Genomic DNA, 13,420 nt, shown 5'->3' on the forward strand with positions numbered 1-13,420 from the left:
GTTGCGCTCGCGGCGCACCAGCCTACCCCAGATTAACAGGCTGCAAACAGTTCATACTGCTCGATTACAAACCACACTCCGGGTATCGCTCTATGCACATCAGGGAGACAGTGCATATCGACCCGACAAGCTCGAAGAACTTCGTGAGATCGTTTGTGAGGGAGTCGACGAAGAGTAAGTAATTGCATTGAGATCGGAGTCAACATGACGAGCAGGGACGTTTAGGGTGAAAGCGAGTGAGGACGAGATTCTCAACAGTAGTATCAAGAATATTATTCGGGGCAATTTGTCGTAGAGAAGATCGAAAGGTGTGGGTTTTCTAAATCAACTCCGGGATCTCCGATCTGAAAGCTGAGACCAATACAGTCAGCATCTTGCTTAGAGAAATCAAAACTTCGCGCATCCTCTCGTGATTGGTTATCTTTCCAAGCAGAGACGATATACGGGGCGGGTTTCGACGAATAGCCTTCGAACATAATTCCAGTTGCTCCATTTGAGGGAGCGGCTTTCATCCGCTTTGAGGCTTACCAGACTCTGTGACCATCTTTTTCAATTAGTACATGAACTGTATGTGGTTGATACAAGTCGTGCCTTGATAGCTTAGGCTGGCAGACCAACTCCTTTGTAAGAAGTCGGTCGAGAGTTCAAATCTCTCCCGAGGCTTTCCACGAGTTCTGGATAACAGAGTACAAGAGGTGTCCGAAGTTAGTATGAGATACTAATCAAGTCCTGCCTGAATTCCGAAGCAAAAACCAGTAATTGAAATGTGTTGATATTTATCAGAGGGTGAATGGGATGAATTCGGATTGAGACGTGTAGATCCCGTTATTGCTCTTTCAAGCCGCCGAGTGAGATACTCTTCACACCATACTTCTGGCACGCACCCTGCGCACGCTCCGAGCATCAGGACGAGAGCTGTCTTTTCGACGGCGGAAAGTCTCAAATTGACTGCCGGTCGTTAGGAGTCCCCAATCCACTCCTTTCTGTCGCATGTAGCTCGTTAATTGGCAACGATCGGCATCAGTGAGTGTACTATCGCAACCTTTTGCTTCGATGAATACGACGGGGGCGGTTTCGATGAGCAGGGCGTGATCTGCGCGGGTGTTCCCTCGACCGATTTGCATCGGATATTCGAGTTCGACTTCTGGTGAAAACATATCCCACCCAAGCAGCTTGATGAGTGGCTGGATGAGTTTTACCTTCGTATTTTCCTCATCCATTTGCAGTGCTTGGTCGATTAGAGATTGGGACCGTTCGACGTACGCTGTGATCTCGGATTCACTCATCGATTAGTTAGTCCTCGCGTGCGTCAGCGACGAAGCGGTAGAGACCTCGATTGACCTTTTCAACCCATCCAGCATCGACAAGTCCGCGAAGATCCCGATTGATGTGCTGTCTACGGGTATCGAGCTGTTCTTCGAGGCGTTTTGGATTGGCATAGCCCCAAGGTTGTGTCTCGTCCAGTAAATTTGTCCACCATTTGGTGTTAACATGGTCACTTCCTTGCTTTTACTCGGTACTGTACGTCGTAGTTGAAAACACCAAGTCGAACACTTTCTGCTCAGCCTTCCGAAGATGCTGATGGAAGGTCGGTGGGGCCACACCCATCGATTCGGCAACATCCTCGCCAGACGTCTCACGAGGCCACTCAAAAAATCCCGCGTGATAGGCAACATCTAGGGTGGCATGCTGTCGGTCGGTGAGACCCGATACAAGATGTCGAAAGATGCGATGGGAATCGTCGTGCGACCGCGTAATCTGGCAGCGGCGGATCATCTTGGCCTGTGGATATGCCTCTTCAACGGCGTCGATGACTCGGTGGATGTCGACGCTCGGTGAGAGGTGTATCGTCATCTGGTAGTGACCATCTTCAATGACGGTCTGCTTGACGTGGCCACCGATGGACGCGACAACTGAGAGTACGGGTGGCTCAGTTAGCTTGAGTTCGAAGCTAGTGGGATTACCCTCCGAGTGTAAGGTAACCGTCTCCCAGTGAGGGAGCGTCTCGACGAGGCTGGTCAGGGCATCGATAGCAACCGGTGTTGCGGTGCCATACACGAGGAACTCGTCATTGCCGATCGGAACCGCGTTATCAAGTGTGATGGTGCCATTCATCTCGATCGGAACGTTAAGGACCGCGAACACATCCTGAAGCTGGAATTCCAGTTCGACAAGTTCATCGCTCATCAGCGCCCGCTTTCGATCGGTAGCAGCGATTGTATGGCCGATGATCTCACCGAGTTGAGCGATCTGCTCGCCTTCGCGTCCCTCGAACGCGAGTGGCCGCCCCGCATAGACACTCAGGACACCATAAACTGTATCCTCATGGACGATTGGGATTGCTACAGACGATCGGAAGCCGTACGATTCGATTTCGTCCCGCCAGGGGTCATACCGGGGGTCAGAATCGAGATCCTGTGTCGTTTGTATCTCGCCTGTCTGGAAGGCTCCGCCGATCGGACCCTTGCTCCGGTCATCGTCGGGATCGGCAGAGATAGTGATCCCGTCGAGGTCTTCCTCAACGCCAGCTTGAGCCCGCATATTCACTGTTTGGGTAGCGGGATCGATATCGCCGACCCAGGCAAATAGGTACGAATCGGAGTCGGCAAGGTGCTCACAGACTGTCGCCTCAATCTCCTTGCGCGTGGATTGGTTGATAACAGCGTCCGTGATCTCCCGAATTACTTCGTTGAGACTGTTCAGCGCTGCGAGTTCCTGGTTCCGGTGAATAAGTTCCTGTCTGCTGGCTACGCGTTCGTACGCAGCCTCGGCGTTGGTCGCCAACAACTTTACCAGACGACGAGTATTCCCGTCGAATCCATCGACATCGCGTGATCCAGCGACAAGAATCCCTTTTGTACCCAGTGGGACGAATAGCCCGGCACGCATTTCGGTCGCATCTGGGGGCACTTGGAGGTTCGGTGACTCAAGCACGTTCTCGTAGTATTGGGTGTCGCCACTACTGAAAACGCAGTCCGTGATACTACTGCCGTCGGACGGGAGCTCTGGAAACTTCTCACGCATGAAACCAGCCTCGTGAGACGTAGTCTCGGGAACGAGACGGTCATGTTCGGCATCGTAGTCATAGACCACGACACCAGGGAGATCAAGGACATCACTCGCCGTTTCGGTGAGAATTTGGCTGATTTCTGGTGTAGTGTCCGCTGTGAGGAATCCACGTGACGAGGTGTAGAGCGCCTGGAGCCGTTCTTGGTAATGGTTACGCTCAGTTATATCCTGTGACATCGCCATGGCAGCGAACACGTCACCATCGTCGGTAGTTAACGGGACCGTTCGAAAATCGAACGTTCGTCCTTGGACCTCCAACTCGAACGAGTTCGCCTTTCCATTGAGTGCAGCACGGTAGTTTGGTTCGATGAGCTCTAAAATGTCCTCAGGATACACCTCTTGCATCCGTTTGTCTTGAAGATCTTTAGCGTTGAAATCCAGTTTTTCAAAGCCCTGTCCTCCGACAATCGTATGTTGTAGATCATCGTTTAGGAGAGCGACTGCTCCGTTTGGGAAGTTCTCTACGAGCGTGCGGTAGCGCTGCTCAGATTCTTCGAGTGCCCGCTCACGTTCTTTGCGTTCAGTGATGTCTCGGAAGTAGACCGAGAGACCGCTCTCGGAAGGATAAGCCGTGACCTCAAGCCACGCTTCAGCTGCATCGGAATACTCCTCGAAGGTAACAGGGTTCTGGGTTTCCATTGTCTGTTCGTAGCGATCCCTAAATGAGCGATGGAGATCGCTAGAGAAGGCGTCCCAGACATATGTGCCCAGAAGCTCTTCTTCCGTCTTCCCGACGAGTTCTTCGGCGCGGTCGTTGAGGTACGTGAACCGCCAGTCCGCATCTAGTCCGCAAACAGCGTCGTTAATGCGGTCGAATACCTCGTTAAGTTCTGATCGTAACTCGGTCCGCTGGTGTTCGAGCTGCCGCTCCTTTTCCTTGAGGTCCGTCACGTCGTAATAGAGTTCGACCCGTCCGCCCGCATACTCCCCAGATTCGATGGGTTTACTTCGGTGTTCAAGGCAGCGCTCCTCGTGCTCGTCGCCCGCCATCACGTGGCATTCGAAGTGTTCAGTATACGTATTGTCGTCGTACGTTGCCAGAACCGTCTCCGTAAACACCTCTGAATCCTCGATGATCCATGTAATATGCTCGCCGATGAGTTCGCGTTTGTCTCTGCCAACGACCTGCTTGCGGTCAAGCCCAAAGTAACGTTCCGTCGTGCCATTGATCCAGGCGATATCAAAGTTCTCGTCGAGGACGAAGATGCCGACTTCGACGTCCCCGAGGACGTCGTCGATAAGGGACTCCGCAGCAGCCGACCAGTCAGGAGCCGTTTTGTCGACATTTATCGGCGATCGCCACCACACACGGGCGTTTGCGCCAGCCTTCTTCGTTTTGATCCTGTTTTGCTCGACAAGCCGTTCCAGCCGGGCATAGGTGCTCCGCCGACCGAGGTCGAGGACCTCAGCCACTTCCGGCGTCGTCCACGGTTCCCCGGAGTCGTCGAAGATTGCGAGTGTTTCCCGGAGACTATCGGTCAGTGATCCCGACTTCATCATCCTGTATAATGGACTACCAGTCTATGAAAGTTCCGTCGATGGAGTTACTCTGATGAGACAGTACCGATATCGACGGGTGAGCATCCTCAACAAATTCACAACAAAAATTACCATACTAATTCAGAAGCTGTTCCACCATCCTGATGAGAAGAACCTAATCACTTCTAGCGGTCCCTTACGGTAATCAAGTTCTTCCATCAAATACACACTGGCTGCAGCTGACCGAACCGGAATAATTCCAATGTGCCACAACTTAAACAACATGATGGATAAAAATTCGAGTACAGACGAATTGACTGCAAGCGATCTTCACAGCTTGCTTGCGGTGGAGCGACGCCGTCTGGTTCTCGATATTCTTACCGGGATCATCACCACTGTCGAACTCAGGGAACTAGCCACGGAGATCGCCGAGCGAGAAGACGGAACTGACGTCGCCGATGAGGACACCATAGAGCATGTGATAATCGAGCTTCATCACAACCATCTGCCCCGCCTCGACGATGCGGGCCTCGTCGACTACGATCCTGATAGCCATACTATCGATCCGACTAAGTTAAGCAATTATCAATTAGAAGATTATTTGACTGTCACCTCAGAGAAGGAGTAATACAGTAGCCACCTTCTGTGAGGACTGCCGCGATATACAGGAAGTCTCGATTTTCGAACGTTCGCTAGGCGGTAATATCCAAGAACGTCAATTGGTGTGCCATGGATAAAAAAAAGACTGAAGCAGTGGTTAGTTCGGCAGTTCTTTGCGTCCCGCTCTCACGCACGGCCAGCACGGGAAGCCATTCAGGCCGTCACAGTCGCACTCTACCGATTCAGTGTCGTCTTCGTCCGTCTCGTCGTCCGATGGGAACGCCGTGAGCGTTCCGTCATCAGTCGCATCTTCGACGGCGGCCATGTGTTTCCAATAGACAGTGCATACTCCTGAACAGAGTAGCATTTATTACTGAGTAGAAGAATCTACTAGCATGGCAACATCAGTGAAAATGGACGAGGGAACGAAGTCTGATTTGGAGGAACTCCAAGCAGAGATTCGTCTAAAAGTAGGAAAGCAAGTAACGCAGCAGGAAATCCTCGCCCGGATCGTTGCACACGCGGTTGACTCGAAAACTGATCTCATCGATTCGTTTCGCGATGAAATGCCAGCACTCGATCCAAGTGAGCGAGAAGCGTTCCACCAAGGAATGATCTCCTCTGGCGTAAAAACATCAGAATCGGATATCGACGAAGAGCTATACGGATGAGCATTCTTATCGACACTGGTGTTTTTTACGCACATCACGATGAAGACGCTGAACGCCATGATACTGCAGTTTCTGCAATGAATACAGTACTTACTGGTGAATACGGACAACCGTACACCAGTGACTATGTCTATGACGAAACAGTCACATTAACTCGAATGCGAACTGGTTCATTTGAGGCTGCAAAAACTGTCTCCGACCGAATTCTTGGATGCAAATCATTCCCAGAGATATTCGAGATGATCCAGATGGGGCACGACGACTTTAATGCGACAGTAGATACATGGATCCAATATCAAGACCACGATTTAAGCGTGACTGACGCAAGTCTCGTGACGCTCTGTGAACAATATGACATCGATTCTATCCTCAGTTTTGACTCAGACTTCGATGGAATTGTCCATCGAACAGATCCATCGAATATGTCTACGGAATAAGAAAAACGAGGAGAGTTAGCTCGGTAATTCTTTGCGACCCTCACGAACGCACGGCCAACACGGGAACCCACCGAGGCCGTCACAATCACAGTCTTCGGGGTCGGTATCGTCTTCGTCTGCAGACGGGAATGCGTCAAGCGTGCCGTCGTCAGTGGCGTTTTCGACTGCGGCCATGTGTTTGCAAAAGGCAGTGTGGTGGACGTGGTGCGGACAGGTGTAGGCCATCAGTTCGTCGGTCACGTCGTCGATGGAGACTGTGATTTGTGCAATGTTTCGTACCTGTGGTGTCCACTACAGCAGTCTTATTACGTTTGATTACATACTGTTACGTATGCCTGTCGACTTCGAAAGCTACCACCCAACAGAGCTACCGAATGAAAACACGAACGGACGGTACATCCTCGAGTTCCTTGCCGACGATCCAAACTTGGGATACCGTGCTGGTGAATTGGCCAAGGAACTTGATATCCCTCGTGGGAGTGTTGGAACCACATTGAGTCGACTTGAAACTCGGGGATTTGTCCGGCATAAGGGTGAGTACTGGGCAATCAACCCTGAAGCGTACGATGCTCACACGGCGAGCCTCATTGGATTAGAGACGATTTCGATGCAGTTCGAGGGCGACTATTACGACGAGAATCCGGACTGGGACGATGATCTTCCGGATCTTGACGAAGAGGAGCAAGAGAGTTCTTCGACGGAGGAGGAGTAATATATGACCGTGGTGCCGTGGTCGTTGCTTCTGACCCGTTTGGAAACACACCTCGACGGCCGTATCTGATTATTAGCGGTCAGGACCATCCGTTTACTGGGCAACAGTATATCGCGCTTGGAATCACCACGAAAGAGTATCCCGCAGGGCTCTCACTAGCGAACACATTCGAGGCAGGTACACTGAATCGAGAATCGTTTGTCTCTCCGTGGGCTGTTGTTTCGCTCATGGACATTGATATTGACCGTGCAGTTGCTCGACTTACAACGGAGTTTGTCGACACCGCAGTCGAAGCGATGATGGAGTACGTTTTCGCGTAATATTCACGGCCCTTTGTTGAGTGTCACTCGTCGTTGAAGTGGGCACCGCTTGTTAGTATGAACTACTAACCAAGGATTGCTCTAAAACTCGAAGTCAAAAGCGATAGCAAGAGCTTAAGCAGAAAGCAATAGCCTGCGAAAATTTTCCTCGTATCTATTGCTTATCGCGAGAACCACTTAAACGAGACTTGGTTAGTGATTCTCGCCCTCCTCAACGTATAGTGACCCACCGCACTTGCTACAGCTGTACTGCTCGGGGTTACGTACCGTCTTTGAGCGCCGATGCCGTGCAATCCGACCGCTGCAGTCCTCGCAAACAAGCCACCACTTGGGCGTAGTAAAGCGTTCGCAGTGTTACGAGGTATCGAGGGCATCCGTCCACTGGGCGAACGTTGCGTCGTGATCCGCCTCACCGAACTCGTGATACTGCCATGCGTGGATCAATTCGTGGCGTACGGTCGAACTGAATTGTTCCCACCCGTGTTGTTCGTAGGCCGTCCAGTCAACGCAATCGTGATCTCCTCTGTTGCAGGGTCGTACTTTGTGACGCCTGCCTGTCGCTGCGCTCGATGTGAAATTTCCCAGTCGATCGTGTCGACCGGCAGATCTGGGAAGTGCTCGGCGGCGACGTTCGTTGCGTGCTGTTGTGCTCGGCCGAGGAGGGCTGTCGGTGTCTCGAGGGAATCATCGGTCACAACAGTTAGATATCTCTAGAAAGAGAACGTGAGAGATTTTGGATTAACAACTGCCGAGGTTCCGGAAGTCGTTCTGGTTGCACTTTGAACAACGAGATGGTTTCGAGATAAAGGTGGTACCGCATTCTTCGCATTCAAAAATATCACCGGTCGCCCGTACCTGCTGTTCCGTCTGTCGAGAAGGTCTTTCTGAATTAAAGACACCGCGTAACCGATGTAGTATTTCCATAGCAATGCATAGACACTTGCTCCACATGCATAGGTTTTATCACCAAAATGCCATAATGGTCTCCATTATTACTGTATAGAATATTGTTAACGAAGTTGGCTCACTGATTATGAGATGCCGCTGAAACCCTCATAGTCGCACTCCTTAGATTTGTCATTCTCCACCCTCCAAGGAAAGCCCCACGCGTTCCAGGAAGTACTCGGCGACGATATCAGCCGCGTGCTGTTGGTGTCTCAGGAGTATCGTCGGTCGTTGCACCCGTATTTTCCGTGAGCGGTCGCTAGTCGGTGATCTCCGAGATCGTCAATTGGCGTACCACGGATAAAAAAGACTGAAACGGTGGTTAGTTCGGCAGTTCCTTCCGTCCTGTTCTCACGCACGGCCAGCACGGAAAATCACCGAGACCGTCGCAGTCGCAATCGTCTGGTTCGGCATCGTCTTCGCTGTCCTCCGACGGGAAGGCGTTGAGCGTCCCGTCGTCAGTGGCGGTTTCGACGGCGGCCATGTGTTTGCAGTAGGCGTTGCGGTGGATGTGATGCGGACACGTGCAGGCCATCAGTTCCTCGGTCACGTCGTCGATGGCAACGGTGTACTGGTGGGCTGCGGGGTTCTCGTGGCTCTTGTTGGTGACTTAGACGAGTTCGGGGATTTCGTCTTTGGGCCTTTTATTCCATCAAATGGAATAGGAACCATCATCAAGCTTCTGCTCAATGTTTTGGACTGTCTGATCGAGTTGTGAAGCAAACTCATTGATGGAATCATTGTTTATTCGATATTTAGGACTATCTAAACTAACCGCTCCACAAACGCGACCATCGGTATGCATGACTGGCTTTGCAACAGAAAAAAGGCCAGTAACAACTTCTTCATCGTTAATAGCATATCCTCGCTCTTGTGTCTCTTCAAGTTCCATATAAAGTTCATCAAGGGTTGAGATCGAGTACTCAGTTTCAGAAGGAAGTCCCCACCGGTCTATTACTTTCTCTACCTTTGATTTCGAAAACTCGGCGAGAATGGCCTTTCCAGACGCAGTGTTATGCATATAAAAAGTACGTCGATCACTAAGAAACGACGATTGAGTATTATAGAGTTCACTATAGAGTGAAAGTACTCGTCCGTGTTCCTCAACACTAAAATCAGCTATCTGATCAACTCGCTTATTAAGAGCATTAACCTCTTGCTCAGCAATTTCATAAATATCTTTACGAGAGATTACATACTCACCCAACTCAAAGAATTTTAGCCCCAAATGGTAGAATTCCCCTTCTTTAACGACATATCGATTGTTTCTAAGTGTGGTCAAATGGGCATGAACCGTACTTTTTGAGAGATCAAGTTCCTCAGTTAAGGTCCTCAATCGAATTCCATTATGAGCACGGATCTTCTCTACGATTGCTAAGGAAGTTTCGGTAGTAGATAGTGATGAAGGGGTTTTCCTATTTTGGTCGCCCATGGTCATGAGTAACATTGACCACCACTAATATGTTCGCTATACTCAAATCGACTTAAATAACGTAAATTGGTTGTGAGTATCTCATTCTTCGCATAGTCTTTCTCCTAGAAAACTGTGCTACCCTTATAGAAAGTTGCGTAGAGTTTTGCAGAGAGGAACTATTATATGGTTATTTCCTTAACGAACAAGAATTTCAGGCTCCAGTATTTAAGCGGGGGAATTAAATCGCGATTTTCCACTGGGTTAAAAAACGGCACGTATTTAGTTGTTCGACAGAGCAAAACCAAAATGGCGCTTTTTCCTAAGAATTTTCATAAAATGGGGATGAAAACTTTAATATCCAATACTCACGTGCTATGGGTTATGTTCGCACGCCTCACAGAGACCCGAATTGGACGAATTATAATCCCAGCAATTGTCTTCCAATCTGTAAGTATCGGTGGGGGATTTTCGACAGGGAGAGAAGTAGTAGAGTACGTAGCAAAATATGGTGCTCTGGGAAGTGTTTCGATACTTACCTATTTTACTGCCCTCGCTATTTGTGGAGCTCTGGTTTACGAGTTTTCGAGGAAATTCGATTTATACGACTATAAATCGTTGATGAAGAACCTCATTTGGCATGGCTGGCCTATCTTTGAGCTTATTTACGTAATCTTAGCAGTTGTCATCATCGCAGTTGTTGCCTCTGCAGGTGGCAATCTGATGAATCAAATCCTTGGTGTTCCAGTGTTTGTTGCAAATGTCCTTCTTATTGGGTTCATCTTCTTTGTTCTCTACTTTGGTCGAGGAGCTATTGAACGATTCAGTGTCGTTGGTACAACATTTATCTATGCGGTATATATTACGATGTTTGCCTACGTTCTCATAAACAATGGCGGACAGACCCTTGAGGTTCTGAGAAGCGGAAGTACAGCGTACGTGGACAACCCAAGTATTAGTGCTGCAATGAAATCTGCATTGATCTACGCCGGATATTCACTTATCGGTTTTATTCCACCACTGTTCTTAATTGATCGGATGGAAAGCCGTTCAGAAGCAGTTCTTTCGGGGGTACTAAGCGCATTCATGCTTGCCATCCCGCTCGCGCTATCCTACCTTTCTCTGTTGGCTTACTATCCCAGTGAGCGTGTTATGGGAGCGTCAGTTCCGTGGTTAGCAATGCTTGGTTCACCAGTTCTCTTAGTTCTCTATGGAGTGGCAATCGGTTGGACGCTGACCGAAAGCGGGGTGGGATTTGTGCACTCCATCACTGAGCGCATTGACGAAAATATCCGGGAGTCCGACTATCGATTCTTTGCAACAAGGGATGGGCTCTCAGCATTTGAGCGTGGATCGGTGGGGCTGCTTATCCTTCTCAGCGCAATATGGCTTTCTCGAATAGGTATTATCAGTCTTGTCAGTGAGGTGTACCCAATCTTGGCTGTCTTGTTCACCGCAGTTCTCGTTCTTCCGTTACTCACTGTTGGACTCTACCGACTCTCTAACCCAACGTGGAAACAGGAGTTTTGGCAAGGTTGGAGGAGTGACTCACAAAGTAAAGCAGCTGACATTGAACAGGTAGAATAATGTATGGGTGGAGGAATCGGCTTGGGGTCGTCGTGACGTCGTCTGATCGAACCAGTGAAGGAGAGTACTTCCGATACACGCCTGATGGCGTCTCTGTCCACGCCTCGCGAATGTTGCTCGAAGATGGGGTTGCTGATGCAGAAACATTGGAGCAGATGTCAAACGATGTTGAGCGATGTGCGAAGCTTCTGAAGACGACAAATGTTGATGTAATCGCCTACTCCTGTACTGCTGGCAGTCTGCTCAAAGGGGTGGGATTTGAAACGGAAATCGAACAGCGAATTGAAGACGTTGCAGGAGTGCCTGCTGTCGCGACTGCGGCGTCGATTAAGCGTGCATTTGATACGCTGAAGATGGAATCCATAGCACTTGCGACACCATATATTGAGGAACTTAACGAGTTAGAAGTAAACTTTCTTGAAGAATCCAACTATGAAGTGGTCGATATCCACGGATTAGGTTGCCGGACAGATGAGGAAATTTGCACTCACCGTCCAGAGACGGCGTATCAACAAGCGCGGAACATTAACTGCGAGAATGCTGATGGTATCTTCATTAGCTGTACTGGGTATCGGACGTTTGAGATTGTCGATCAATTAGAACGAGATCTTGACAAACCGGTCGTGACGAGTAATCAAGCGACACTTTGGGATGCACTTCGGACAATCGGCATCGATTACTCTGAGGTCGAACTAGGATCGTTATTTGAACACTAGTGTTGCTGTGTTGCTCTGGATCCGTGTTTCTGTAAATGCCGTTTTATTGAAAACCCATCGTCAAGGTCCACCACAACAATTCCAAGCACCATTCATACACAGAAATTGTTACCAACGTACTCAAAAAGTTTATACCGTTATTTACTGAATGCCTTTCTGTGTATCGTCATCATGGCGCAAACAATATTTGACCGCACCGAGTTCGACAGCCGTCTAGAGCGGACGAAAGAACGGATGCGCGAAGAGGATCTCGACGCCCTCGTCGTCTCCGATCCTGCGAACATGAATTACCTCGCAGGGTACGAAGGATGGTCGTTCTACGTCCACCAGGCCGTCGTGGTAACAACAAATCACGACGAACCAGTGTGGGTAGGTCGTGACCAAGACGCAAATGGAGCACGTGCAACTACCTGGCTCGACGAGGAGAGTATCCATGCATATAGTGATGATCACGTTCACTCGCCATACGACCTGCACCCAATGGACTACTTAGGGGAAGTTCTCGAGGACCTCGATGTGAAAGATGGTCACATTGGCGTGGAGATGGACGCGTACTACTTCACCGCAAAGGCCTATACACGCCTCCAAAAGAACCTCCCTGAGGCCACGTTTGAGGATGCGACGCTCCTCGTCAACTGGCTTCGAATCAAGAAGAGTGAGCGCGAACTTGAGTACATGCGAGAGGCCGCGCGGATCTCCGAAGAGGCAATGGTAGCCGCCCTCGATACCATCGAAGCAGGTGTCCCTGAGTACGAGGCTGCAGCCGCCATCTACGATGCCCTCATCCACGGCGCCGACGGCTTCGGCGGCGACTACCCTGCTATTGTCCCGCTAATGCCTTCCGGTGACCACACGGGAACGCCCCACCTAACGTGGACAGACCGTAAATTCGAAGAAGGTGACCCCATTATTATTGAGCTCTCGGGTTGTCGACACCGATACCACTCACCACTTGCCCGTACAACGTTTGTCGGTGACCCACCAAAGGCGGTACAGGAGACGGCAGACATCGTCGTAGAGGGGCTTGAGGCCGCTCTTGACACCGTCGAACCGGGAGTCACCTGCGAGGAAGTCGAGAAGGCGTGGCGAAATGTCATCCAACAATATGACATTGAGAAAGAGGATCGAATCGCCTATGCAATGGGACTTGGCTACCCACCGGATTGGGGTGAACACACTGCCAGCATGCGACCGGGCGATGAAACGATACTCGAAGAGAATATGACGTTTCATATGATCCCCGGTCTCTGGTTTGATGACTTCGGTGTCGAGATGAGCGAGACGTTCCGTGTCACTACCAACGGAGCCGAAGTACTCGCAGAGTTCCCGAGAGAGTTATTCACTGCGCGATAACACGGCCAATAAACGACCAGGAATAAAGCTGTAAGTTTTCGTGTAAAAGATGCAATTCAGAGAAAATGGACTGACGGCTACAATGACAGGAGAGAGTGCGCGATACTCGTGGTCAATTTG

General features: G+C 50.0%; 17 protein-coding genes and 1 tRNA gene. 9 read left to right on the forward strand and 9 right to left on the reverse strand.

Annotation, left to right across the window (positions count from 1 at the left end; genetic code table 11):
• Positions 1-589: 589 nt before the first annotated feature.
• Positions 590-663 (forward strand) — tRNA-Thr (locus tag LIX15_RS21415).
• Positions 664-860: 197 nt separating this feature from the next.
• Here LIX15_RS21415 and LIX15_RS21420 read toward each other — a convergent pair.
• Together LIX15_RS21420 and LIX15_RS21425 are read right to left on the reverse strand one after the other, a co-directional pair.
• Positions 861-1,286 carry a type I restriction enzyme HsdR N-terminal domain-containing protein gene (locus LIX15_RS21420; protein ID WP_227777385.1) on the reverse strand — a complete coding sequence of 142 codons (426 nt, stop codon included), beginning with the start codon at positions 1,284-1,286 and terminating at the stop codon, positions 861-863.
• A 223-nt stretch (positions 1,287-1,509) separates the two neighbouring features.
• Positions 1,510-4,566, reverse strand: coding sequence for a bacterio-opsin activator domain-containing protein (locus LIX15_RS21425; protein ID WP_227777386.1), 3,057 nt, complete (start codon positions 4,564-4,566; stop codon positions 1,510-1,512).
• Between the two features lie 265 nt (positions 4,567-4,831).
• On the opposite strand from LIX15_RS21425, the gene LIX15_RS21430 reads away from it, so the two are divergent.
• A complete protein-coding gene (locus LIX15_RS21430) occupies positions 4,832-5,176 on the forward strand; it encodes a DUF7344 domain-containing protein (RefSeq protein ID WP_227777387.1) in 345 nt (114 codons plus the stop codon).
• Between the two features lie 129 nt (positions 5,177-5,305).
• Here the strand turns inward: LIX15_RS21430 and LIX15_RS21435 are convergent, their stop codons facing one another.
• Positions 5,306-5,473: a hypothetical protein gene (locus tag LIX15_RS21435; protein ID WP_227777388.1), complete on the reverse strand. Its 168-nt coding sequence runs from the start codon at positions 5,471-5,473 to the stop codon at positions 5,306-5,308.
• 70 nt (positions 5,474-5,543) lie between these two features.
• Here LIX15_RS21435 and LIX15_RS21440 point away from each other — a divergent pair, with 70 nt between their 5' ends.
• Together LIX15_RS21440 and LIX15_RS21445 are read left to right on the forward strand one after the other, a co-directional pair.
• Positions 5,544-5,819, forward strand: coding sequence for a hypothetical protein (locus tag LIX15_RS21440; RefSeq protein ID WP_227777389.1), 276 nt, complete (start codon positions 5,544-5,546; stop codon positions 5,817-5,819).
• Positions 5,816-6,256 carry a type II toxin-antitoxin system VapC family toxin gene (locus tag LIX15_RS21445; protein ID WP_227777390.1) on the forward strand — a complete coding sequence of 147 codons (441 nt, stop codon included), beginning with the start codon at positions 5,816-5,818 and terminating at the stop codon, positions 6,254-6,256. The genes LIX15_RS21440 and LIX15_RS21445 overlap by 4 nt, the downstream gene beginning before the upstream one ends.
• A gap of 15 nt (positions 6,257-6,271) precedes the next feature.
• Here the strand turns inward: LIX15_RS21445 and LIX15_RS21450 are convergent, their stop codons facing one another.
• Entirely contained in the window at positions 6,272-6,496 is a 225-nt protein-coding gene (locus LIX15_RS21450; RefSeq protein ID WP_227777391.1) for an SWIM zinc finger family protein, read from the reverse strand.
• A gap of 91 nt (positions 6,497-6,587) precedes the next feature.
• Here LIX15_RS21450 and LIX15_RS21455 point away from each other — a divergent pair, with 91 nt between their 5' ends.
• Both LIX15_RS21455 and LIX15_RS21460 read left to right on the forward strand, forming a co-directional pair.
• Entirely contained in the window at positions 6,588-6,968 is a 381-nt protein-coding gene (locus LIX15_RS21455) for a MarR family transcriptional regulator (protein ID WP_227777392.1), read from the forward strand.
• Positions 6,969-6,985: 17 nt separating this feature from the next.
• The gene (locus LIX15_RS21460; protein WP_227777393.1) at positions 6,986-7,288 is read left to right on the forward strand and encodes a hypothetical protein; all 303 of its coding nucleotides are present in this window, start codon (positions 6,986-6,988) and stop codon (positions 7,286-7,288) included.
• Between the two features lie 192 nt (positions 7,289-7,480).
• On the opposite strand, the gene LIX15_RS34025 is transcribed toward LIX15_RS21460, so the two are convergent.
• From LIX15_RS34025 to LIX15_RS21475, 5 genes are all read right to left on the reverse strand, one after another.
• Positions 7,481-7,582: a hypothetical protein gene (locus LIX15_RS34025; RefSeq protein WP_486327113.1), complete on the reverse strand. Its 102-nt coding sequence runs from the start codon at positions 7,580-7,582 to the stop codon at positions 7,481-7,483.
• 60 nt (positions 7,583-7,642) lie between these two features.
• The gene (locus LIX15_RS33335; RefSeq protein WP_345411118.1) at positions 7,643-7,732 is read right to left on the reverse strand and encodes a hypothetical protein; all 90 of its coding nucleotides are present in this window, start codon (positions 7,730-7,732) and stop codon (positions 7,643-7,645) included.
• Positions 7,729-7,983, reverse strand: coding sequence for a hypothetical protein (locus tag LIX15_RS21465; protein WP_227777394.1), 255 nt, complete (start codon positions 7,981-7,983; stop codon positions 7,729-7,731). Before LIX15_RS21465 ends, LIX15_RS33335 begins: the two co-directional genes overlap by 4 nt.
• A 572-nt stretch (positions 7,984-8,555) precedes the next feature.
• Entirely contained in the window at positions 8,556-8,783 is a 228-nt protein-coding gene (locus tag LIX15_RS21470; RefSeq protein WP_227777395.1) for an SWIM zinc finger family protein, read from the reverse strand.
• A 102-nt stretch (positions 8,784-8,885) separates the two neighbouring features.
• A complete protein-coding gene (locus tag LIX15_RS21475) occupies positions 8,886-9,665 on the reverse strand; it encodes an IclR family transcriptional regulator (RefSeq protein ID WP_227777396.1) in 780 nt (259 codons plus the stop codon).
• A gap of 363 nt (positions 9,666-10,028) precedes the next feature.
• On the opposite strand from LIX15_RS21475, the gene LIX15_RS21480 reads away from it, so the two are divergent.
• From LIX15_RS21480 to LIX15_RS21490, 3 genes are all read left to right on the forward strand, one after another.
• The gene (locus LIX15_RS21480) at positions 10,029-11,231 is read left to right on the forward strand and encodes a YkvI family membrane protein (protein ID WP_227777397.1); all 1,203 of its coding nucleotides are present in this window, start codon (positions 10,029-10,031) and stop codon (positions 11,229-11,231) included.
• Between the two features lie 110 nt (positions 11,232-11,341).
• Positions 11,342-11,947 (forward strand): maleate cis-trans isomerase family protein, encoded by a 606-nt coding sequence (locus LIX15_RS21485; RefSeq protein ID WP_227777398.1) that lies wholly within the window; start codon positions 11,342-11,344, stop codon positions 11,945-11,947.
• A gap of 171 nt (positions 11,948-12,118) precedes the next feature.
• Positions 12,119-13,300: a M24 family metallopeptidase gene (locus tag LIX15_RS21490; protein ID WP_227777399.1), complete on the forward strand. Its 1,182-nt coding sequence runs from the start codon at positions 12,119-12,121 to the stop codon at positions 13,298-13,300.
• The last annotated feature ends 120 nt before the right edge of the window (positions 13,301-13,420 follow it).

It is taken from the genome of Haladaptatus pallidirubidus (assembly GCF_020700235.1).
GTDB lineage: Archaea > Halobacteriota > Halobacteria > Halobacteriales > Haladaptataceae > Haladaptatus > Haladaptatus pallidirubidus.